This window comes from Jiangella mangrovi (assembly GCF_014204975.1).
In the GTDB taxonomy this organism is placed as follows: domain Bacteria; phylum Actinomycetota; class Actinomycetes; order Jiangellales; family Jiangellaceae; genus Jiangella; species Jiangella mangrovi.
Map to the genome: position 1 here is coordinate 1,219,106 of NZ_JACHMM010000001.1, position 22,327 is coordinate 1,241,432.

General features: G+C 72.4%; 21 protein-coding genes. 14 read left to right on the top strand and 7 right to left on the bottom strand.

The window, feature by feature from the left end; all coding sequences use genetic code 11:
* Positions 1-281: 281 nt before the first annotated feature.
* The 5 genes from HD601_RS05610 (at position 282) to HD601_RS05630 (ending at position 8,027) form a co-directional block, all read left to right on the top strand.
* Positions 282-2,279 carry a HelD family protein gene (locus HD601_RS05610; RefSeq protein ID WP_184820061.1) on the top strand — a complete coding sequence of 666 codons (1,998 nt, stop codon included), beginning with the start codon at positions 282-284 and terminating at the stop codon, positions 2,277-2,279.
* Positions 2,280-2,534: 255 nt separating this feature from the next.
* Positions 2,535-4,793: an HAD-IB family hydrolase gene (locus HD601_RS05615; RefSeq protein WP_221440568.1), complete on the top strand. Its 2,259-nt coding sequence runs from the start codon at positions 2,535-2,537 to the stop codon at positions 4,791-4,793.
* Positions 4,790-5,575: an SDR family NAD(P)-dependent oxidoreductase gene (locus HD601_RS05620; RefSeq protein ID WP_184820063.1), complete on the top strand. Its 786-nt coding sequence runs from the start codon at positions 4,790-4,792 to the stop codon at positions 5,573-5,575. The genes HD601_RS05615 and HD601_RS05620 overlap by 4 nt, the downstream gene beginning before the upstream one ends.
* Positions 5,572-6,342 carry a lysophospholipid acyltransferase family protein gene (locus tag HD601_RS05625; RefSeq protein WP_184820065.1) on the top strand — a complete coding sequence of 257 codons (771 nt, stop codon included), beginning with the start codon at positions 5,572-5,574 and terminating at the stop codon, positions 6,340-6,342. Before HD601_RS05620 ends, HD601_RS05625 begins: the two co-directional genes overlap by 4 nt.
* Complete coding sequence (locus HD601_RS05630; protein WP_184820067.1) at positions 6,339-8,027, top strand: FAD-linked oxidase C-terminal domain-containing protein; 1,689 nt, start codon at positions 6,339-6,341, stop codon at positions 8,025-8,027. Before HD601_RS05625 ends, HD601_RS05630 begins: the two co-directional genes overlap by 4 nt.
* On the opposite strand, the gene HD601_RS05635 is transcribed toward HD601_RS05630, so the two are convergent.
* A complete protein-coding gene (locus tag HD601_RS05635) occupies positions 7,987-9,234 on the bottom strand; it encodes an MFS transporter (RefSeq protein WP_184820068.1) in 1,248 nt (415 codons plus the stop codon). The genes HD601_RS05630 and HD601_RS05635 overlap by 41 nt on opposite strands.
* 92 nt (positions 9,235-9,326) lie before the next feature.
* On the opposite strand from HD601_RS05635, the gene HD601_RS05640 reads away from it, so the two are divergent.
* The 5 genes from HD601_RS05640 (at position 9,327) to HD601_RS05660 (ending at position 13,203) form a co-directional block, all read left to right on the top strand.
* Positions 9,327-9,959, top strand: coding sequence for an HD domain-containing protein (locus HD601_RS05640; RefSeq protein ID WP_184820070.1), 633 nt, complete (start codon positions 9,327-9,329; stop codon positions 9,957-9,959).
* Positions 9,960-10,027: 68 nt separating this feature from the next.
* The gene (locus HD601_RS05645; protein ID WP_184820072.1) at positions 10,028-10,480 is read left to right on the top strand and encodes a hypothetical protein; all 453 of its coding nucleotides are present in this window, start codon (positions 10,028-10,030) and stop codon (positions 10,478-10,480) included.
* Entirely contained in the window at positions 10,477-10,782 is a 306-nt protein-coding gene (locus HD601_RS05650; protein WP_184820074.1) for a hypothetical protein, read from the top strand. The genes HD601_RS05645 and HD601_RS05650 overlap by 4 nt, the downstream gene beginning before the upstream one ends.
* The gene (locus HD601_RS05655; RefSeq protein ID WP_184820076.1) at positions 10,779-12,764 is read left to right on the top strand and encodes a DNA/RNA non-specific endonuclease; all 1,986 of its coding nucleotides are present in this window, start codon (positions 10,779-10,781) and stop codon (positions 12,762-12,764) included. The genes HD601_RS05650 and HD601_RS05655 overlap by 4 nt, the downstream gene beginning before the upstream one ends.
* Positions 12,765-12,777: 13 nt before the next feature.
* A complete protein-coding gene (locus HD601_RS05660) occupies positions 12,778-13,203 on the top strand; it encodes a hypothetical protein (protein WP_184820078.1) in 426 nt (141 codons plus the stop codon).
* A gap of 6 nt (positions 13,204-13,209) precedes the next feature.
* Here HD601_RS05660 and HD601_RS05665 read toward each other — a convergent pair whose 3' ends face one another.
* A complete protein-coding gene (locus tag HD601_RS05665) occupies positions 13,210-13,467 on the bottom strand; it encodes a DUF4031 domain-containing protein (RefSeq protein ID WP_184820080.1) in 258 nt (85 codons plus the stop codon).
* A 22-nt stretch (positions 13,468-13,489) separates the two neighbouring features.
* Positions 13,490-14,194: a copper homeostasis protein CutC gene (locus tag HD601_RS05670; RefSeq protein ID WP_184820082.1), complete on the bottom strand. Its 705-nt coding sequence runs from the start codon at positions 14,192-14,194 to the stop codon at positions 13,490-13,492.
* A 46-nt stretch (positions 14,195-14,240) separates the two neighbouring features.
* Between HD601_RS05670 and HD601_RS05675 the strand changes: the two genes are divergently transcribed.
* A complete protein-coding gene (locus HD601_RS05675; RefSeq protein ID WP_184820084.1) occupies positions 14,241-14,582 on the top strand; it encodes a hypothetical protein in 342 nt (113 codons plus the stop codon).
* Positions 14,583-14,587: 5 nt separating this feature from the next.
* Here the strand turns inward: HD601_RS05675 and HD601_RS05680 are convergent, their stop codons facing one another.
* Together HD601_RS05680 and HD601_RS05685 are read right to left on the bottom strand one after the other, a co-directional pair.
* The gene (locus HD601_RS05680) at positions 14,588-14,728 is read right to left on the bottom strand and encodes a hypothetical protein (RefSeq protein ID WP_184820086.1); all 141 of its coding nucleotides are present in this window, start codon (positions 14,726-14,728) and stop codon (positions 14,588-14,590) included.
* 91 nt (positions 14,729-14,819) lie between these two features.
* Positions 14,820-15,989: an epoxide hydrolase family protein gene (locus tag HD601_RS05685; protein WP_184820088.1), complete on the bottom strand. Its 1,170-nt coding sequence runs from the start codon at positions 15,987-15,989 to the stop codon at positions 14,820-14,822.
* A 62-nt stretch (positions 15,990-16,051) separates the two neighbouring features.
* Here HD601_RS05685 and HD601_RS05690 point away from each other — a divergent pair, with 62 nt between their 5' ends.
* Positions 16,052-17,017 (top strand): helix-turn-helix transcriptional regulator, encoded by a 966-nt coding sequence (locus HD601_RS05690; protein WP_184820090.1) that lies wholly within the window; start codon positions 16,052-16,054, stop codon positions 17,015-17,017.
* 75 nt (positions 17,018-17,092) lie between these two features.
* On the opposite strand, the gene groL is transcribed toward HD601_RS05690, so the two are convergent.
* Entirely contained in the window at positions 17,093-18,721 is a 1,629-nt protein-coding gene (groL, locus tag HD601_RS05695) for a chaperonin GroEL (RefSeq protein ID WP_184820092.1), read from the bottom strand.
* 207 nt (positions 18,722-18,928) lie between these two features.
* On the opposite strand from groL, the gene HD601_RS05700 reads away from it, so the two are divergent.
* Together HD601_RS05700 and HD601_RS05705 are read left to right on the top strand one after the other, a co-directional pair.
* Positions 18,929-19,393: a hypothetical protein gene (locus tag HD601_RS05700; RefSeq protein ID WP_184820094.1), complete on the top strand. Its 465-nt coding sequence runs from the start codon at positions 18,929-18,931 to the stop codon at positions 19,391-19,393.
* Positions 19,390-20,277, top strand: coding sequence for a hypothetical protein (locus HD601_RS05705; RefSeq protein WP_184820096.1), 888 nt, complete (start codon positions 19,390-19,392; stop codon positions 20,275-20,277). Before HD601_RS05700 ends, HD601_RS05705 begins: the two co-directional genes overlap by 4 nt.
* A 585-nt stretch (positions 20,278-20,862) precedes the next feature.
* Here the strand turns inward: HD601_RS05705 and HD601_RS05710 are convergent.
* The gene (locus HD601_RS05710) at positions 20,863-22,326 is read right to left on the bottom strand and encodes an NAD(P)-binding protein (protein WP_184820098.1); all 1,464 of its coding nucleotides are present in this window, start codon (positions 22,324-22,326) and stop codon (positions 20,863-20,865) included.
* Position 22,327: the final 1 nt, after the last annotated feature.

Genomic DNA, 22,327 nt, shown 5'->3' on the forward strand with positions numbered 1-22,327 from the left:
GGCGCTGGGCCGTTTCGGGCGCCGAAGCGTGACGAGAGACCAGGACGTGACGTGAGACCAGGAGGCCCACGGCGCACATCACGGCGAACGGCGCGTACCTCGGTTTCGGGCTGTGCCCGGTCCTTCTCCGTCCCCCTGATAGCTGCCCGTTCTCAGGCGGACGCGGTAATTCGCTGGACACAGCCGCGGCGAGCCGACTAGGGTCCCATGCCCTTCGCGACCGGACCGGAGACCCGGGCCGTCGGAAAGCCCCATTTCCGCCGAGCCCCAGGAGGCCGCCCATGTCCGCCGACCCCGCCCTGCAGGCCGAGCGCGAGCACCTGCGCCGCTCGCGCGCGGACCTCGCCACCATGCGCGAGCACACCCTGTCGCTGACGGCGCAGAGCGCGGACCACGTCTCGACGGAGTACCTCAAGGCCGCGCTGTACCGGCGGGCGAAGGCGCTCGAGGACGACCCGTCGCTGCCGCTCTTCTTCGGCCGCATCGACCGCATCGACCCGGACGACACGCACGAGTCCTTCCACATCGGCCGCCGGCACGTCATGGACGGCAACGGCGACCCCATGGTCGTCGACTGGCGGGCCGACGTGTCGCGCGCCTTCTACCGGGCCACCCGGGCCGACCCGCACGGCGTCACGCTGCGCCGCCGCTACGGGTTCGCCGGCGGGGAGCTGACGTCCTACGAGGACGAGCACCTGCTCGACCCGGGCGAGGCCGACGTCACCAGCCGCATCCTCACCGAAGAGATCGAGCGCCCGCGCGTCGGGCCCATGCGCGACATCGTCGCCACCATCCAGCCCGAGCAGGACGAGGTCGTGCGGGCGGGCCTGGACCGGACGGTGTGCGTGCAGGGGGCGCCCGGCACCGGGAAGACCGCCGTCGGGCTGCACCGGGCGGCGTACCTGCTGCACACCTACCGCGAGCGGCTGGCCCGCACCGGCGTGCTGGTCATCGGGCCGAACCAGGCGTTCCTGCACTACATCGCCCAGGTCCTGCCGACGCTCGGCGAGGTCGACGTCCGCCAGGTCACCGTCGCGGAGCTCGTCGGCACCGTCCCGGTCCGGAGCACGGACGCCCCGGGCACCGCCGGGCTCAAGGGCGACGAGCGGCTGGCGACGGTGCTGCGCAACGCCATCTGGTCGCACGTGCGCGAGCCCGAGGAGACGCTCTACGTCACCCGCGGCACGCGCCGCTGGCGGGTCCCGGTGCACGAGGTCGCCGACGCCGTCGCCACCCTGCGCGAGCGCGGCGACGGCTACACGACGGCGCGGTCGCTGCTCGGCCAGCGGCTGGCGCACCGGATCCTGCTGCGCATGGAGGCGGCCGGCGAGATCACCGACGACCGCGTGCAGAACGCCGTCGCCCGGTCCCGCCCGGTGAAGCAGTACGTCGACGAGCTGTGGCCGGCGCTGGACCCGGTGAAGCTGGTCATGCGGCTGCTCAGCGAGCCGGAACTGCTGGCGACGGCCGCCGCCGGCATCCTCGACGACGAGGAGCAGCGCACGCTGCTCTGGGCCAAGCCGGCCCGCGGGCCCAAGACCGCGCCGTGGTCGCACGCCGACGCCGTCCTGGTCGACGAGGCGGCGGCCGCGCTGGAGCGGGTCCCCGGAGTCGGCCACGTGGTGCTCGACGAGGCGCAGGACCTCTCGCCCATGGAGCTGCGCGCCGTCGGCCGCCGCGCGGGCACCGGCTCGCTCACCGTCCTCGGCGACATCGCGCAGGGCACCACCCCGTGGGCGACGCCGTCGTGGCCGGAAGCGCTACGCCATCTCGCCCACACCGACGCGCACCTGGAAGTCCTGCGCAAGGGCTATCGCGTCCCCGCATCGGTGGTGGAGTTCGCCGGGCGGCTGCTCCCCGTCATCGCGCCCGGCATCGCGCCGCCGGAACCGGTCCGGTCCAATCCGGGCCGGCTCGACATCACCCGGACCGACGGCGAGCTCACCGCCGCCGTCACCGCCGCGACCGCCGAGGTCGCCGCGCGCGAGGGCTCCGTCGGCATCATCGTCGCCGACGACGGCGCCGGCGCGGTCGCCGAGGCGCTCCGGCAGGTCGGCGTCGCCTTCGGTGAGCTCGCCGACGACCAGCGCGTCACCGTCGTCCCGGCCACCCTCGCGAAGGGCCTCGAGTACGACCACGTGATCGTCGCCGAGCCGGCCGCCATCGTCGCGGCCGAGCCGGCCGGGCTGCGCCGCCTCTACGTGGTGCTGACCCGCGCGGTCTCCTCGCTCACCGTCGTGCACTCGCAGCCGCTACCGGATCCACTGACCCACCAGTAGCGATACGATGCCGATGCCCGCCAAGGGCTACATTCTGTGTATTGTCTGCACGGCGTATGGGGTCATCGGCACCCCCCGGAACACGACATCGGGCCGCCGGCCGACGGCACGGGTAGCAAACGCTGCTCGGACGAGAGCGACGGCACCTGCCTGGGGAGGGCGCATGGCATCGGAATTCGACCCGGCACGGGCCGGACGCGGTGCCCTGGGCATCCACCGGTGAGCGCCGCTACGGCCAGCGGAGGATCCTCGATCTTGCACGGCGCACACGTTCTTCTCACCGGCGCGACCGGTTTCGTCGGACAGGCACTGCTCGAGAAGCTGCTGTCCAGCTACCCGGACACCCGGGTCAGCCTCATCGTCCGGCCGCGGGGGGCGCTCAGCGCCCAGGACCGCATCGACCGGCTGTTCCGCAAGCCCGTCTTCGGCACCTGGCGCGCGGCCGTCGGCGAGGACGAGGCCGAGCGGCAGTACCGCGAGCGGGTCACCGTCCTCGAGGGCGACCTCGGCGACCTGCCGCCGCTGCCCGCGGACGTCGACGTCGTCGTCCACTCCGCGTCGACGGTCTCGTTCGACCTGCCCATCGACGAGGCGTTCGCCTCCAACGTCTCCGGTCCCGAGTCGCTGTACCGGGCGCTGCTGGCCGGCGGCACCGACCCGCACGTCGTGCACGTCTCCACAGGCTACGTCGCCGGGTTGCGCAAGGGCATCGCCGAGGAGCGCAGCCTCGACCACGACGTCGACCGCACCGCCGAGCTCACCTACGCGCAGTCCGCCCGGCCCGACATCGAGCGGGTGTCGCGCAGCCCTCGGCTGCTGCGCCGGCTGCTCACCGAGGCGCAGGAGGAGCACGGCCGGGCCGGCGCGCGCGTGGTCACCGACGCCGCCGAGCAGGCCCGCCAGGACTGGGTCCGCAACGAGCTGGTCGAGGCCGGGCGCACCCGGGCGCAGAGCCTGGGCTGGCCCGACGTCTACACCTTCACCAAGGCGCTGGGCGAGCGGGTCGCCGAGGATCTCTGGGCGGGCTCGGGCCACCGGCTCACCGTCGTGCGCCCGACGATCATCGAGTCGTCGCTGAAGCACCCGTTCCCCGGCTGGATCGACGGCTTCAAGGTCGCCGACCCGCTCATCGCCGCCTACGGACGGGGCCTGCTGCCGGAGTTCCCGGCGCTGGCCGACACCGTGCTCGACGTCATCCCCGTCGACTTCGTCGTCAATGCCGCCCTGGCCGCGGCCGCCGCCCCGCCGCCGCCCGGCGAGGCGCAGTACTTCCAGGTCAGCTCCGGCATCACCAACCCGCTGCCGTTCGGGCGGCTGCTGCGGCTGGTGCACGAGTACTTCGAGGCCAACCCGCTCCAGGATGCCAAGGGCCTCGTCGCCGTCCCGTCGTGGTCGTTCCCGCACCGCGGCGTGGTCGAGCGGGCGCTGCGCCGCCGCGAGCGGGTCGTCGACCTCGCCGACAAGGCCGTCGACCGCCTGCCGCCGGGCGAGCGGTCGCGCAAGTGGATCTCGACCATCTACCGGGCCCGGCGCGACCTCGACACTCTGCGCAAGTTCACCTCGCTGTACCAGCCGTACACCGAGACCGAGGTCATCTTCGACGACGCGAAGCTGCGGGCGCTGCACGCGGCACTGCCCGACGACCGCAAGGCCGAGCACGGCTTCGACGTCACCGAGATCGACTGGGCGCACTACCTGCAGAAGATCCACATCCCGAGCGTTCCCGGCCTCACCCGGGGCAGCGGCGGCGACGGCGGCAGCGGCGGCTCCGCGCCCCTCGACCTCCCGCAGCGCACCGACGTCGTGGCGGTGTTCGACCTGCAGAAGACGGTCGCGGCGGCCACCCTGGTCGAGCACTACGTGTGGATCGAGCTGGCCGCGAAGCCGCTGTCGCGCTGGCCGGTCGTGCTGAGCAACCTCGTCGCGCTGGGCCCGCGCTACCTGCAGGCCGAACGGCGCGACCGCGGCGACTTCATCCGCACGTTCATGCGCCGCTACGAGGGCGTCCACGAGAACGAGCTGCGCAAGGTCATCGCCGACGAAGTGACGGTGTCGCTGCACAAGGGCCTGTTCGAGGACGCGCTCGAGCGCATCCGGGCGCACCGCGCGGCCGGGCACCGCACGGTCCTGCTCACCGGCGAGATCGACGTGTTCGTCGAGCCGCTGGCGACCCTGTTCGACGTCGTGGTGGCCGGGAAGATGGAGTCCGACGAGTCCGGGCGCTGGACCGGTCACCTGGCCGCGCCGCCGCTGGTCGGCGAGGCCCGTGCGGCCTGGCTGCGCCGCTACGCCCAGGCCGAGGGGTTCGACCTCGCCGGCTCCTACGCCTACGGCGACAGCTACGCCGACCGCTCCTGGCTCGAGGTCGTCGGCCACCCCCACGCCGTCAACCCCGACGCCAGCCTCTACCGCTACGCCAAGTCCAAGCGCTGGCCCGTGCACAGCTGGACCACCACCGCCGAGGGCCGGTTGTCGCCGGTGCTGCGCAGCGTCCGCGGAGCGCGACGGGCATGACCGGGCGGCTCCTCACCGGCCGGGCGCTGGTGACCGGCGGGACGTCGGGCATCGGGCTCGCGTTCGCCGAGGCGCTGGCCGCCCGCGGCTGCGACCTCGTGCTGGTGGCGCGCGACGGCGACCGCCTCGAGGGCACGGCCGGGGCGCTGCGCGAGAAGCACGGCGTCGACGTCGAGGTGCTGAAGGCCGACCTCGGCGACCGCACCCAGGTCGACATCGTCGTGGCGCGGCTGACCGACCGGGACCAGCCGATCGAGGTCTTCGTCAACAACGCCGGCAAGGGCGTGCACGCGCGGCTGGCCACCGACGACACCAGCGAGCACGAGCAGGCCATCGACCTCATGATCACGGCGGTCGTCGTGCTCGGGGCGGCCGCCGCCCGCACCATGCGCGAGCGCGGCCACGGCGTCATCATCAACGTCTCGTCGGTCGCCGGCCTCATCACCATGGGCGGCTACTCGGCGGTGAAGTCGTTCGTCCGCACCTACTCCGAGAGCCTGTCACTCGAGCTGGCCGGCAGCGGGGTCCAGGTCACGGCGCTGCTCCCGGGTTGGGTGCGCACCGAGTTCCACGAGCGGGCCGGCATCCGGACCAGCTCCATCCCGTCGTCGCTGTGGCTCGAGGCCGACCGCGTCGTCGCCGACTGCCTGGCCGATGTCGAGAAGAGGCGGGTCCGTTCGGTACCGTCAGCACGGTTCAAGGTCCTGGCCTGGCTGGCCGAGCACGCCCCCCGTGCGGCGGTGCGCAAGGTCACCGCACGACTGGTGAGCGGACGACGATGAACGCACTGCCGAGTACGAAGAGGTACCACGCGGCCTGGCACCGGTTCGCCCGGTTCGTGGCCCAGCGGATGATGCTGCGGCCGGTCGTGCACCTGACCACCAAGGTGACGGTGCGGGGCGCCGAGAACCTCGACGGTCTCGCCGTGCCGTTCGTCGTGGTGGCCAACCACAGCAGCCACCTCGACGCGCCGCTGCTGGTCACCGAGCTGCCGCGGCGCTACACCCGCACCATGGCCGTCAACGCCGCCGCCGACTACTTCTACCGCTGGTGGTGGATGAAGGCGACCACGTCGCTGTTCTTCAACACCTACCCCGTCAGCCGCACCAACGCCGACATGGGCAAGGGCCGCGGCCTGGCCAACAAGCTGCTGAGCGAGAACGTCCCGGTCGTCGTGTTCCCCGAGGGCACCCGGCGCAACACCGAGGGCGGCGTCAAGCGGTTCAAGCCCGGCGCGGCCGCGCTGAGCATCGCCCAGGGCGTGCCGTGCGTGCCGGTGGCGATCATCGGTACGGACCAGGCCATGCCGGTAGGGCAGTGGTGGCCGAAGCGGGGCCGCCCGCCGGTGACGCTGGTCATCGGCGCGCCCATCCACCCGGTCGACGGCGAGCGGACCCGCGACCTCACCGAACGGCTCGAGGCGAAGGTCGCGGCCATGGTCGCGACGGGCGACCCGGACGCCGAGGGACGACCACGGCGCGACACCGCCAAGGCGGACGAGCCGGCGGAGCAGCAGAGCGAGCAGGCTCAGAAGGAGGAGGCGTCGTGACGGGTGTGAAGCACCAGAAGTGGTGGGGCTGGGGCGTCGAGGGCATCGCCTTCACGCACGAGGACAAGCCGAGGCTCGCGCCGTTCGTCATGGAGAAGATCGGCATCGACCTCAACACCCCCGGCACGCCGCCGCCCGCGTTCGAGGACCTCAAGGTGCCGGCCTCGCAGCTCGGCGACGACCTCGGCGCGACGCTGCGCGACGCCGTCGGCGAGCAGTACGTCGACACCACCGACCTCAACCGGGTCGTGCACACCTACGGCAAGGGCCTGGTCGACCTCGTCCGCGTGCGCGCCGGCGACCTCCCCCGAGTGCCCGACGCGGTGGTCTACCCGGCCGACGAGGACCAGGTGCGGCAGGTGGTCGACGCCGTGGTAGCGGCCGACGGCGTCATCATCCCGTTCGGCGGCGGCTCCAACATCTCCGGCTCGCTGACCCCGCAGCCGGCCGAGCAGCGGGTGGTCGTGTCGCTCGACCTCGGCCGGCTCAGCCGCGTGCTCGAGGTCGACGAGGCCGCCGGGCTGGCCCGCATCCAGGCCGGTGCGCTCGGCCCGGACCTCGAGGAGCAGCTCAACGCCCGCGGCTGGACCATGGGCCACCAGCCCGACAGCTTCAAGCACTCCACGCTCGGCGGCTGGGTCGCGACCCGCAGCTCGGGCATGCAGTCGGACAGGTACGGCGACATCGCCGACATCACCCGCGGCATGCGGGTCGTGCTGCCGGGCAAGGTCATCGTGCTGCGGCCGCTGCCGAGCACGTCGTCGGGGCCGAGCGTGCGCGAGATGATCCTGGGCTCCGAGGGCCGGCTCGGCGTCATCACCGAGGTCTGGGTCAACGTGCACCGGCTGCCCGAGAACCGCGAGATCATCGCCTACCTGTTCCCGACGTGGGCGGCCGGCATCGCGGCGATGCACGAGATCTCCGAGTCCGACGCGGCGCCGACGGTGACCCGCGTCTCCGACGCCAACGAGACCGCGTTCTCGCTGTCGATGCAGAAGCCCTCGAAGGGCCTGGCGGCGAAGGCCGGCCCGATCCTGTTCAACGTGCTCGAGCGGCGCGGCTGGGACCTCTCGGCCGCGTGCCTGTCCTACATCGGGTACGAGGGCACGGAGTCGCACCTGAAGTACGAGAAGGGCCTCGTCGGCAAGATCGTCAAGAAGCACGGCGGCATCAAGCTGGGCAAGGGCCCGGGCTCGCTGTACGACCAGAAGAAGTTCGACACCCCGTACATCCGCGACTTCCTCCTCGACATCGGCGCGCTGGGCGACGTCTCCGAGACCGCCGCGCCGTGGTCGAAGCTGATGAACCTGTACGCCAACACCATCCGGGCGGCCAACGAGGCCTACGCGGAGCTGGGCGTCAAGGGCTTCGCCATGTGCCACCTGTCGCACAGCTACCACTCCGGCGCGTGCCTCTACTTCACCTTCGCGTTCCCGCCCGCCACCGACGTGCCGGCCGAGCAGATCGAGCAGTACTGGCAGGTGAAGAAGGCGATCCAGCAGTCGTTCATCGACAACGAGGCCACCATCTCGCACCACCACGGCGTCGGCACCGACCACGCCCACTGGCTCGAGGACGACATTTCGCCGGCCGGCACCGACGTCATGGCCGGGCTGCTGAAGTCGGTCGACCCCGGCCGGAACCTCAACCCCGGGACGCTGCTGCCGGCTCACCGGGAGTGGTGACGGCGCCGGCTTCCCGCCGGGTGCGCAGGCGGACAGCCGCCAAAACCACGGCGAGAGCCGCGGCTGCCACCGTCACCGCGAAGGCCGGACGGTGCCCGCCGAGGTCGGCCAGCCGGCCGGCGATGCCGGACCCGATGGCGTAGCCGATGCCGGTGGCTCCGGCCAGAAGCGTCATGGCCGCGCCGACGCGGGTCACCGGCACGAGCTGCTCGGCGGCCGCGAACACGCTGATCATGTACGGCGCCACCGCGAGGCCGAGCACCAGCACCACCGGGACGAGCGCCGTCAGCGACCCGGCCAGCAGCAGCGGCGACGACAGCACCACCAGGCCCACGGCGAACACCAGAATGCGCCGGTCGTAGCCGAACCGGGCCGGCAGCGCCGCCGTCGCCAGTCCGGCCAGCACGCTGCCCACACCGAGCAGCGAGTGCACCAGGCCGGCCATGCCGGGTGCGCCCGAGGCCGTGGCCAGCGCCGTCGTGCCGGTCTGCGTGGCGCCGAAGATGACGCCGATGAACAGCTGGGCCAGGCACAGGGTGAGGAACGCCGCGGTGACGAACGACGCGCCGTGAACGGCCGCCGACGCGCGCAGAGCGTGGGTGAGCCGGGCGGTCGGGTGCAGCGCGAACCAGGAGCCGAATACCACCAGCAGGCCCGCAGCGGCGAGCAGTGCTCCGCTGGGGCTCAGCGCGACCGCGCCGAGGCCGACCAGCGCCGGGCCGAGCACGAACGAGGCCTCGTCGGCCGCGCCCTCGTAGGCGAACGCGGCGTCGACCAGCCGCGGCTGGGCGGCGCCGGTGCGGTGGGTGATGGGCCGCCAGCGCACCCGGGCCAGCGGCCCGACCTGCGGCATCGTGAAGCCGGCGACGGCGGCCGCGACCACCAGCGCCGGGGTGCTCGCGCCGGCCTGTACGGCGCCGACCAGCACGGCCAGCGCCAGCCCGGCCGCCAGCGACTGCGCCAGGACGATGGGCCGCTGCCCGATGCGGTCGGCGACGGTTCCGGCCAGCGGGGCGCCGACGGCGTTCGCGACGGCCAGCGCGCCCGCGGCCAGGCCACCGGCGGCGTAGCGGCCGGTGGCGTCGGACACCAGCAGCAGGGTGCCGAGCTGACTCATGGCGAGCGGCAGCCGGCCGACGAAGGCGACGACGACATAGCCGAGACCGGCGAGGGAGAGAAGGCGGCGGTACGAAGCGATGGGGGACACGGGAACTCCGGAAACGACTCGGTGGCGCGTCTCCCGCCACCAGACGCGCGCTGTTCCCTGTGCTACGGACATTCTACAACGAGAATGGGCACATGGACGAGCTGGAACGGCAGTGGAGCGCCTTGGCCGGCGACTCCCCCGCGGCGACGGCGGCCGGCGCCGACCTGCTGGTTCGCTGGGCGGAACCGCACCGGCGCTACCACGCGACCGGGCACCTGACGGCGATCCTCGCGGCCGTCGACGAGCTGCTGGCGAGCGGCGAGCCGGCCGACCCTGACGCCGTCCGGTTCGCCGCCTGGTTCCACGACGCCGTCTACGACGGGAAGCCGGGCCAGGACGAGGCCGCCAGCGCCCGGCTCGCCCGCGAGGTGCTGACGGCGCTCGGACGGCCGGCCGCGCTGGTCGACGAGGTGGAACGGCTGGTGCTGCTCACCGCCGGCCACGACCCCGCGCCCGGCGACGCGAACGGCGCGGTGCTGTGCGACGCCGACCTCGCCGTGCTGGCCGGCTCGCCCGCCGAGTACGGCGCCTACGCGGCCGCCGTCCGCGACGACTACGCCCACGTGCCCGACGCCGACTTCGCCGCCGGCCGGGCCGCGGTGCTGGCGGGGCTGCTGGACCGGCCGGCGCTCTTCCGTACCGAGACCGGGCGGGCCCGCTGGGAGACCGCGGCCCGGCACAACCTCGGGACCGAGCTGGTCCTGCTCCGCGCCTCCGCCTCGTGACGTCCGTCACGATCCTGGCTACCATCTGACACCACCGCGGACCCGGGCACCTGCACAGAGAGGGCGGCATGGGCAAGTCCGAGCAGCAGGAGCGACTCGAACGCATCGTGGGCCGGTTCGCCGAGGTCGCGCCGCCGAGCTGGGTGCGGCTGGTGGGCAACTGGGAGGCCTCCCCCGGACCCACCGGCGAGATCACGCTGAACTACCTGACCCTCGCCGTGGTCGACGGCGGCGACCGCTGGCTGTTCGGGCAGGTCGGCTACGACGAGCCGCTCTATGACCTCGTCGCGCAGCTGCACGCCATGGCCGCCGCGGACGAGCCGGACCACGCCTGGACCGTCCTCGACCTCGAGGTCGACCAGGACGGCACGTTCCGCGTGGAGCTCGGGTACGACCCGCCCAAGCGCTCCCGCGGCGTCCTCGACGAGGAGTCGATGGGCCGGTTCGAGACCTACCTCGACCGCTGGGTGGCCGAGCACGGCCCGCGGCCGCCGGCCCGCCCGGCAGGAAGCTCGTCGTGAACACCGACGAGGAGACCACCGTCGCGAACCCGTACCGGGCTGCCATCGCCGGACGCCGCGAGCAGTCGCGGCCGCTCACCCAGGACTTCGCCGCGGAGCTCGACGACGCCGTCGCCGCCATGAACGCCGGCGCCTGGATCAGCACCGCCGCCGACACCTTCTTCACCGAGCTCACCGGCCATGTCACCACGTGCGGCACCGCCGCCGAGGGCGTCCTGCAGACCTACCAGACCGCCATCGACGGCCAGCCCGCCGAGGTCCCGCCGAACTCCTGGCAGACGCACTGGCGGAACCTGCGATGAGCACGGCGTCGATCGACCTGGAGCAGATGGCCGGGCTGATCCGCGCCATGGAGAACGCGTCCACCGAGCTGGAGAGCCGGGCCGGCAGCGTCCGCGGGCACCTCACCGACGTCTGGCTGTCCACCGACGAGCTCGACCGCCTCAACGGCGTGCTCAGCTGGATCGACGGCGAGCTGCCGGGCCTGCGCCGTCGGCTCGCGTTGGCCCGGCACGTCGAGGCGCAGACGCCGGGCATCCAGACGTACGCGCAGATCGACGAGTCCACGATCTCCACCGCGACGCCCGAGGAGGCGCGCGAGCGGGCCGACCGCGCCGCCGAGCTGATCGAGGACTTCGACGACGGCGAGATCCCCGAGGAACTGCTGGACCTGCTCGCCGACAACGCCACCGACCCGTACTTCGCGCAGCGGCTGGCGCAGGAGGTCAGCCCCGAAGAGGTCTCCGAGATCATCCTGTCGCTGTCGTCGCAGCGCCGGGTCATGCCGTCGATGATGCAGAGCGACCTCGAGGCCATCGAGGAGTTCGACACCGGCTACGAGGCGCTGCTCGACGGCCTCGGCACCACGCTGGGCATGGCGACGCAGAACACCGGCGACCTCGCGCTCGACGACGACTACGCGCTGCGGTGGCTCGACGCCATCGTCGAGGAGAACCCGGCCGAGCTCGGCCAGGCCGGCGCGCTGAGCCTGGTGATCTCGCGCGGGTCCTGGTCGACGGACTTCCTCACCACCGTCACCGAGGGCGTCTACTTCTACGAGCGCGACGTCGACGAAGACCACATGTGGCAGAACCGCTCGTCGGACGGCACGGGCCAGCTGGCCGGCGCCATCGACCCGGTGCACGGCGACGACGAGGGCGCCCCGTCCGGGTGGTCGGAGTACTTCGACCCGCTGGCCGGGCTGCTGGCCGCCGTCGGGCGCAACCCCCAGGCCGGGCACTACCTGTTCGGCAGCGGCGAGGTCATCGACATCGAGGCCGACGGCGAGACCGCCCAGGTCAACGCGTTCATGGAGTACCTGATCGCGCGGCGGCGCTGGCCGGTCGACGACGGCGCCGGCGCGCGCGAGGCGATCGCCACGGCCATGACGCCGTTCGAGGGCGGCGACGTCATCAGCGCCGACATCGCCGCCGACGCGCACGCCGTCGTCACCATGAAGGCCGAGGAGATCGAGGCCCGCGGCGACGACACGAACTGGTTCTCCGAGATCGGGCACCTGGTCCTCGACGGCCTCGGGCTCATCCCGGTCGTGGGCGAGCCGGCCGACGCGATCAACGCCGTCTGGTACGCCGCCGAGGGCAACGTCATCGACGCTGGGCTGTCCGGGGCGGCGCTGATCCCGTTCCTCGGCTGGGGCGCCACCGGCGGGAAGTGGACCCGCCGGGCCCTCACCGCCCAGGAGCTGACCATCCTCGGCCGGCTCGACAGTTTCCCGACCGGCTTCGACAACGTCACCATGATGGCCCGCGCCGACGGCGTCGAGCTGCCGACGTTCGAGTTCAGCGACCTGGCCGCGTTCAACCGCGCGGCCAACAGCGCCCACCCGAACGCACGGTACGTGTTCAACGGCGTCGCCTGGGAGACCGACTCGCTGGGCCGGCCCATCCGGGTCAGCGGCAGCCCGTCGGGATCCGCCGCCGGCCGCGCCCCGGGGGTGCAGCGGGGCATCGGGCACGAGGGCATCGACGGCGACGTCGGCTTCCACATCCTCGCCGACTCCCTGGGCGGGCCGACCAACCGCCTCAACGTGGTGCCGGGCAACGGCAAACCGCTGGGCGACGGCCTGGCCAACCTCAACCAGGGCCGCTACGCGCAGATGGAGCGCTATCTGCGCGAGGCGCTGGGCAACAACCAGGCCGTCCAGGTCGACATCGTGCCCCGGTACCGGCCGGACAACACGACGACGCGGCCGGACTCCTTCCGGGTACAGACCTGGGTCGACGGAGAGCTGCGCGAGTTCGATTTCGCCAATAGACCAGGTTAGGTAGGGTCCTGACGTGACACCGGAGCAGGAACGCACGCTCGCCGAGATCATCGCCGTCTACCGCCGGTCGGCGCCCGCCGGCTGGCTGCGCATCGTCTGCCGCTGGGAGTGCGAGCTCGCGGCCGACGGCCTGCCCGACCGCGCCATGTCGCATGTCGTCATCGTCGACGACGGCGGCGTGCTCGGCCAGGTGCAGTTCCCGGAGCCCGACGACCTCGCCTTCGTGGCCGGCGACTTCCACGCCGACCTCGCCCGCGAGACCGCTGGCGGCAAGCTCTCCGTCGACCTGCTCATCGACCCCGACACCCATGAGCTCACGCTGACCGAGGAACCGTCGCCGATGCTGCACGGCGACTGGGCCGACTCCCGCGAGCGGGTGCACCAGTACCTCGACCGGCACCGCGACGAGCTGACGGCACTGGCCGCCGCCCGCCGTTAGAGATGTCTAGCGCAGCTTGCGGCGGCGCAGGCCGGCCGCGATGAGCCGAGCCACCAGATCGCGGCTGCTCATCTCGACCGCACCCGCGTCGACGGCGCGCTGGTAGTCCGCGGCCGGCAGATCGTAGTGGTCGCCGTCGAAGCCACGGGCGGGCAGACCGAGGGCGACGGCGAACTCGTGCAACTCCTCGAACGACTCGTCGGACGCCAGGTGCGACCAGAGCCGGCCGTGGCCCGGCCAGGCCGGTGGATCGACCATGATCATGCGGCCGCGCCCTGCCCGGCGCTCACAGGGCCGCCGCCACGGCGTCGTCGACGAGGATGCGCCACGACCGCACCAGGGCGGCGTCGACGTAGGCCTTCCAGGAACCGCCCGGCCGGACCCGGCTGCCGACGTGGAACTGGCGGACGCCGGCGCGCGCCAGCCACGGCACGTGGTCCGCCTCGAGCCCGCCACCGGCCATGATGACGCTCGCCGCGCGAGCCGACCCCGTCGCGCGCGTGCACAGCTCGTCGAGGCCGGAGCCGACGCCGCGCGCGGATCCGGCGGTCAGGACGGCGTCGAGGCCGGGCAGCCCGGGCACGACCTCCCACGCCTCGTTCAGGTCGAGGCAGTGGTCGATGGCGCGGTGGAACGTCCAGGGACGCCCGTCGAGCTCCTCGGACAGGGCCAGCGTGGCCTCGACGTCGATCTCGGCGTTGAGGCCCAGGAAGCCGAGGACGAACCCGTCGGCACCCGCGTTGGCCAGCTGGTACGCGGCGATGCGCAGCCGGGCCAGCTCGGAGCCGCTGGTCGAGAACCCGTCGTTGGCGCGCAGCATGACCCGCAACGGCAGGTCGCAGGCGCGCTTGAGGTCGCGGACGGTCTCGAGGGACGGGGTCAGGCCGTCGGAGTCCATGTCGGCGACGACCTCGAGACGGTCGGCGCCCCCTTCGACCGCACCGGGCACGTCGCCCGGACCCAGGGCGATGACCTCCAGGAGCGGACGCACGGGGACAGTGTGCCAGCTCCGGGGCGCGGCGTGGCACCATCGGTGCGTGGTCGACGACGTCGTGCTCGTGGCGCGGGCGCTGGTCCTGCGCGACCTCGGCGCGCGCGGACTCGACGTCGCCGCCGCGGTCGACGTCCTCGACGCCGCTCTCACCGAGCGGCGCTGGTGGGTGGAGCAGTGGCCCGACGGCGCGCCGTTCGTGGCCGGCCAGCTCGCCCAGGACGTGCAGGACCGATTGCTCGACACCGGGGTGGGTCGATGGCCCTCATGCGTGCCGTGCACCGAGGAGGAGCCGCACGAACTGCGGATCGAGCCCGAACTCGGGCCCGATCCGCAGTGGGTGTGCGAGAAGACCGGCCGGCCGGTCGCGCCCCTGGGGGCGTTGTAGACCGGTCAGGCCGCCCGCACCTGAGCGTGCCGCACACCATCGACGGCGACCCAGCGCAACTCCGCCCGCTGACGACCGGAGATGTCGGTCACCGTCACCCAGCGGGCCACGAGTGCGGGGCGCTGGACCTGCGTCATCGTCACCATGTCCGCTCCTTTGGCCACTTTTGAGTCAGGTGTTGTTCACCTTCTGTTTACCTAGAATACCAGGTCCGTTCGCCCGGCACGCTCGGCTCGTTCAGCGCAGCGACGCGAAGAACTCCCTGACGTCGGCGGCGAGCAGCTCCGGCACCTCCTGCGCGGCGAAGTGGCCGCCGCGGTCGAACTCCGTCCACCGCACCACCGTGCCCATGGGGTCGACGAGGTGCCGGATGGAGTTGTCCGCGGCGAAGACGGCGACCGCGCCGGGCGGCGGGGGTGGCGCGTCGGCGTTCCACTGCTGGTCGCCGTCGTGCTGCTCGCCCGCACTGGCCATGAACTCCTTGAACGCCTGCATGCCCTCGTAGACGACGTGCGCCGCGGTGGCGCCGGTGCCGGTGAACCAGTACAGGCTGACGTTGGTGAGCAGCCGGTCGCGGCCGACGGCGTCCTCGGGCAGCTCGGCGGCGGGGTCGGTCCACTCGCGGAACTTCTCCGCGATCCACGCGAGCTGCTCGACCGGCGAGTCGGCGAGGCCGTAGGCCAGCGTCTGCGGCCGGGTCGCCTGCTGCACGAGGTAGCCGATGCCGTCCTCGCGGAAGGCGTTGAACCGCTCGGCCCGCACCTTCTCGGCGTCGCTCAGCCCGTCCAGCTCGACCGGCGGGCCGAACGGGTACGGCGCCGGGCCGTTGACGTGCGTGCCGATGACGCGCCGCGGGTGCAGCATCGCCAGCATGCCGACCACGCCCGCGCCGACGTCGCCGCCCTGGGCCGCGAACCGCTCGTAGCCCAGCCGGGTCATCAGCTCGGCGATCGCGCCGGACACCCGGAACAGGTTGCCCCAGCCCGGCCCGGACAGCGTCGAGAAGCCGAAGCCGGGCAGCGACGGGATCACCAGGTGGAACTCGTCGGTGAGCAGCGGGATCAGGTCGAGGAATTCGACGACGGAGCTCGGCCAGCCGTGCATCAGCAGCAGCGGCGTCGCGTCCTCGTTCGCCGACCGGACGTGCAGGAAGTGGAAGTCCTGGCCGTCGACGGTGGTGACGAACTGCGGGTGGGCGTTCAGCTCGGCCTCGGCGGCGCGCCAGTCGAACCCGTCGCGCCAGTTCGCGGCCAGGTCCTTCAGGTAGCCGACGGGGACGCCGCGCTCCCAGCCGGTGCCGGCGACCTCGGCCGGCCAGCGGGTGTTCGCGAGGCGGGTGCGCAGGTCCTCGAGGTCGGCGTCGGTGATGTCGATGCGGAAGGAGCGGATCTCGGTGGAGTTCGTCATGCCCCTACGGTCTCGGCAATCGCGGCCAGTTACGGGCCGCAATCGATGCGAGAATCACGGACATGGTGGAGACCTCGGCCCGGCTGCTGCGGCTTCTGTCGCTGCTGCAACTCCGGCGCGACTGGGCCAGTGCCGACCTCGCCGACCGGCTGGGCGTCGCTGTCCGGACCGTGCGCCGCGACGTCGAGCGGCTGCGGACGCTCGGCTACCCCGTCGACTCCACGCCCGGCGTGTCCGGCGGCTACCGGCTGGGCTCCGGGGCGGACATGCCGCCGCTGCTCCTCGACGACGAGGAGGCGGTCGCCGTCGCCGTCGGGCTGCGGACCGCGGCGGGCGGGTCGGTCACCGGCATCGAGGAGACGTCGGTGCGGGCGCTGGCGAAGCTCGAGCAGGTGCTGCCGGCGCGGCTGCGGCACCGGGTGGCGGCGCTCTCGTCCGCGACGGTGCCGCTGCCGGCCGGCGGGCCGACGGTCGAGCCCGACGTGCTGACGGCCATCGCGGCCACCGTCCGCGACCACGAACGGCTGCGCTTCGACTACGTCGGCCACGACGGCGCCTCGTCGCGACGCGAGGTCGAGCCGCACCGACTGGTCAACCGCGGCCGCCGCTGGTACCTGGTCGCCTGGGACGTCGCCCGCGCCGACTGGCGCACCTTCCGCGTCGACCGGATGACGCCGAAGATCCCGACCGGGCCGCGGTTCGCCCCGCGCGAGGCCCCCGGCGGCGACGTCGCCGACTTCGTCACCCGCGGCCTCGATGCCGCGCTCTGGCGCTACCGCGTCCGGCTGCGGCTGCATGCCCCGGCGTCCGCGGTAGCGGGCAGGCTGCCGTCGGTCGTCACCGTCGAACCCGAGGGCGAGGGCACCTGCCTCATCCACCCCGGCGCCGACAGCTACGAGATGATCGCCGCCTACCTCACCATGCTCGACGTCGACTTCGACGTCCTCGACCCGCCCGAGTTCGCCGACCACCTGCGCCGCCAGGCCGCCCGCTACCTGCGGGCAGCCGACGCCGTCGCGACCCCGTAGACGGAGCGAGGGCGGTACCGCCGGCCGGAGCCGGGGTACCGCCCTCGTTCTGTGGTGCGGGTGGTGCGGCCGGACTCAGAAGTCCATGCCGCCCATGCCACCGCTGGGGTCGGCCGGAGCGGCAGCAGCCTTCTCCGGCTTGTCCGCGACGACGGCCTCGGTGGTGAGGAACAGACCGGCGATCGAGGCGGCGTTCTGCAGCGCGGAGCGCGTCACCTTGACCGGGTCGTTGATGCCCTCGCCGAGCATGTCGACGTACTCGCCCGTGGCGGCGTTGAGGCCGTGCCCGACCGGCAGGCCGCGCACCTTCTCGGCCACGACCCCGCCCTCGAGACCGGCGTTGACGGCGATCTGCTTCAGCGGCGCCTCGACGGCAACCTTGACGATGTTGGCACCAGTGGCCTCGTCGCCCTCGAGCTCGAGCTTCTCGAACGCGGCCGCACCGGCCTGGATGAGAGCGACGCCACCACCGGCGACGATGCCCTCCTCGACGGCCGCCTTGGCGTTGCGCACGGCGTCCTCGATGCGGTGCTTGCGCTCCTTCAGCTCGACCTCGGTGGCCGCGCCGGCCTTGATGACGGCAACGCCGCCGGCCAGCTTGGCGAGCCGCTCCTGCAGCTTCTCGCGGTCGTAGTCGGAGTCGGAGTTCTCGATCTCGGCACGGATCTGCGAGACGCGGCCGGCGATCTGGTCCGGGTCGCCCGCACCCTCGACGATGGTGGTCTCGTCCTTGGTGACGACGACCTTGCGGGCCTGGCCCAGCAGGTCCAGCGTCGCGGTCTCGAGCTTGAGGCCGACGGTCTCGCTGATGACCTGGCCACCGGTCAGGATGGCGATGTCCTGCAGCATGGCCTTGCGGCGGTCGCCGAAGCCCGGAGCCTTGACGGCGGTGGACTTGAACGTGCCACGGATCTTGTTGACCACCAGCGTGGCCAGGGCCTCGCCCTCGAGGTCCTCGGCGATGATCAGCAGCGGCTTGCCGCCCTGCATGACCTTCTCGAGGAGCGGGAGCAGGTCCTTGACGCTCGAGATCTTCGACTCGACCAGCAGCACGTAGGCGTCCTCGAGGACGGCCTCCTGGCGCTCCGGATCGGTGACGAAGTAGCCCGAGATGTAGCCCTTGTCGAAGCGCATGCCCTCGGTGAGCTCGAGCTCGAGGCCGAAGGTGTTGCTCTCCTCGACGGTGATGACGCCTTCCTTGCCGACCTTGTCCATCGCCTCGGCGATGAGCTCGCCGATCTGCGAGTCGCCGGCGGAGATCGACGCGGTGGCGGCGATCTGCTCCTTGGTCTCGACCTCGCGCGCCGTCGACAGCAGCTGCTCGGCGATGGCCTCGACGGCCCGCTCGATGCCGCGCTTCAGCGCGATCGGGTTGGCGCCCGCGGCCACGTTGCGCAGGCCCTCGCGGACCAGCGCCTGGGCGAGGACGGTCGCCGTCGTCGTGCCGTCACCGGCCACGTCGTCGGTCTTCTTCGCGACCTCCTTGACGAGCTCGGCCCCGATCTTCTCCCACGGGTCCTCGAGCTCGATCTCCTTGGCGATCGACACACCGTCGTTGGTGATGGTGGGGGCGCCCCACTTCTTCTCCAGAACGACGTTGCGACCCTTGGGGCCGAGGGTGACCCTGACGGCGTCGGCGAGAGAGTTCATGCCGCGCTCGAGGCCACGCCGCGCCTCTTCGTCAAAGGCAATGATCTTTGGCATGGGTTCCTGGTCCTCCCATAGCGGGTGGAAGTTCCGGCTCGACGCCCGCGACGGACGGCCGCCGGCTCCCGGCTCATGTCACCGGGACACCTGCGGCCTCGCCGATCCGAAGTCCTGTCACTCTCACCTTGAGAGTGCTAACTACGTGTTTAGCACTCTGCCTAGGAGAGTGCAAGCGTGTCCCTATACCCCGTATACTCGCGCGCTGTGAGTTCCGAACCGGCCGTCCGGCGTCTTTCCCGGCGGGGCCTGGTGTGGCGGCTCGGCGTCACCGGCGTGGCCCTGGTGATCCTGACCATGGGCCAGCTCCAGGACACCAACGACTACTTCCCGCTCGGATCGCTGTCGCAGTACGCCACCCCGCGCGACCTCGACGGCACCGTCCGCTCCGTCTACATGATGGCCGACACCGAGGGCGGCGAGCACGTTCGCGTCCCGCTGAACCCGCAGGGCGTGGGCGTCGGGCGCGCTGACATCGAGTCCCAGCTGAACCGCATCGTCGACGACCCGTCCCTGCTGCAGTCCATCGCCGACGCCTGGACCGAGCTGCACCCCGGGGCCGACCCGTACGTGCGGCTGTACGTCATGCGCGACACCTACCAGCTGAAGGACGGCATCCAGCAGGGCGACCCGGACGTCGAGGAGCTCACCACCTGGGAGGTGCGCCGATGAGCCGCGCCGGGCGCGCGGGTCGCGCCGTCGTGGGGTGGTGGTCCCGGCCGGTCCCGCTGGCCCGCGTCGCCGTGCTGCGGGTCGCCATCTACCTGTTCGTGCTGTACGACATCTTCCGGCTCACCAACGACGTCATCCCCATGGCGCACGCGCCGGGCCTCTACCACCCCACGTGGGTGGGCCGGGTCCTGCCGCTCCCCGAGCCGTCGCTGGTGCTGGCGCATACCTTGCAGATCGTCCTGATCGTGGGCTGCCTGGTCGCGGCGACGGGGTTCCTGCCGCGGGTCGCGGGCTGGGTGGTCGCGCTGGCCTACTTCCAGTGGATGGTGTTCAGCCAGGGCTACGGCTACGTGTCGCACGACCACCTGGCCCTCATGGTGGCCGTCGTGGTGCTGCCGACCATCGGCCGGGCCCGGTTCACCGACCGCGACAGCAGCGAGAGCGCCGGCTGGGCGTTCCGCTGCATCCAGGTGGCGACCATCGCGACCTACTTCGCGTCGGCCGTCGTGAAATGGGTGCGCAGCGGGTCGCCGGCCGCCTGGGCCAACGGCGCCGTGTTCATCTGGGCGATCATGCGGCGCGGGTCCGACCTCGTCCGCTGGACCATCGACTACCCATGGCTGCTGATCATCGCCCAATGGGGCCTGATCCTCATCGAGTTCCTGTCGCCGGTCGTGCTCTGGCTCAAGGGTCGGGCGCTCTACCTCGCGGTCGTCACGTTCGCCGGCTTCCACCTGATGACCTACCTGGCCCTCGGCATCCACTTCCTGCCGACGGTCATCTGCTGGCTGGCGTTCCTGCCGCTGGAGCGGCTGGTGCCGTTCGCGCAGCGCCTGATCGGCGGGGTCCGCCGGCGTCCTCCGGTCCCGTCGGGCGCCGCCTGAGGCTCGGCCGGGGGTTTGAGGTTCTGCCGGGGTTGAGGTGGGCTCGCCTCGCGCGGTGCTGTGCTGTGTCGCTGGGGTGTGGACAGCGATGATCATCAAGGATCGCCCACATCACGAGGCTTACCCGAGCCTCAACACGGTTGCAGGCGTGTTGAGGCTCGAGTAGGCCTGGTGGGCGGCCCAGAAACGCCCCCAAATCCCACATCGTGGACCGCGATGGGGTCGTCAGGAGGGAGTTCTCCCCGCCATAGCGAGGAAAAGTCCCTCCCGACAGCACCACGGCCCGACTTCACCAGCCACGACCGACTTCACTAGCCCAAACCGTCTTCTGCGACCCTGCCGGAGCGAAGAGGACGGTTCTCCGTAGTGAAGTCGGCCGGCGCAAGTGACGTCGCGACGCCGCACCGTCGCCAGACTCCCCCCGTCCCCCGATAGCTGCCCGTTCTTAGGCCGCGCGTCTGCGGGTCAAGCGGTCCCTCCGCGCGAAGCGCCATCGGTCCGCTTGAGGCGCAGGTGCGCGGCCAAGAGAATGGGCAGCAGGGGACGGGGGAACCCCACGCAACCACACGCACCCCGACAAGAACCTCAGGGCGCGAGCGACGGCACTTTCTTGATGCCGAACCGGGCCTCGAGCGCTCGCTTGGCGGCGTAGAGGCCACCCATGCCGTGCACCGCAGGGCCAGGCGGCGTCGAGCCGGAGCAGAGGTAGACGCCGGGCACGGGGGTGGCGAACGGGTTCCACTTGATGCTGGGCCGGGCGAAGATCTGCCACAGGTTCATGGCGCCCGCGGCGATGTCGCCGTCGCGGTAGTTGGCGTTGTGGTCGGCCATCTTCGCCGCCGGGATGGTGTGCCGCTCGACGACGAGGTCGCCGAAGCCGGGGGCGAACCGCTCGATCTGAGCCTGCACCGCGTCGCCGACGTCGATGCTCGAGCCGGCGGGCACGTGGGCGTAGGTCCAGAAGGGCCGCAGCCCGGCCACCTCGCGCCCGGAGTCGAAGACGGCGGGGTCGGAGGCGAGGATCATGGGGCGATCGGCGTGCCGGCCGGCGGCCACCTCGGCCTCGGCCTCCGACATCTCGGCCAGGGTGCCGCCGACGTGGATGGTGCCGGCCCGCCGGACCTCGGGGTGCGCCCACGGCACCGGGCCGGAGAGCACGAAGTCGACCTTGGCGGCGGCGTTGCCCGCCTTGAACCGGTCGATGGCGCGGCGGTAGCGCGACGACAGCTCGTCGCCCAGGATGCGGGCCAGGATCCACGGGTTGGTGTCGAACAGGTAGGCGCGCGCCTGCGGCAGCTGCGCCATCGAGGTGACCTCGACCCCGGTGTGGACGGTGCCGCCGTGCGCCTCGAGGTCGGCCACCAGGGCGTCGACGATGGCCTGGCTGCCACCGACCGGCAGCGGCCAGCCCGGCGAGTGCGCCAGCGCGCCCAGCGAGAGCGCGGTGCCGGCCGCCGTGAGGGTGGGGATGCGCGAGATGGCGTGTGCCGCGACGCCCATGAGCAGCGACGGCGCGACCTCGTCCTTCCAGCGGACCTTGCCCAGCGCGCTGCCCTGCTCGAGCATGCTGAGCGCGAACTGCGCCGACGTCAGCAGGTCGGGCGGCAGGCTGCGGCGGTCGGACAGCGCCAGCTCGACGACGGCGGGAGAGTGCCGCACGAGCGGGCGCATGAGCCGCCGCCACGAGGGGCCGTCGGCGCCGAGGCCCTCGACGGTGCGGTCGAGGTCGCGGTAGGCGATGCCGGCGCGGCCGCCGTCGAGCGGCTGGGCGTAGGAGACGTCGGGGTAGTTCAGCCGCACGCCGCGGGCGGTGAGGTCGAAGGCGCGGAAGAACGGCGACGCGGCCGCCATGGGGTGCACCGCCGAGCAGATGTCGTGGACGATGCCGGGCGCCAGCCCGAGGTCGAGGGTGCGAGCGCCGCCGCCGATGGTCCGCTGCGCCTCGAAGACCTGGACCCCCAGGCCGGCCCTGGCGAGCACCACGGCCGCCGCCAGCCCGTTCGGGCCGGACCCGACGACGACGGCATCAACCTGCTCCGATGCCTTCACG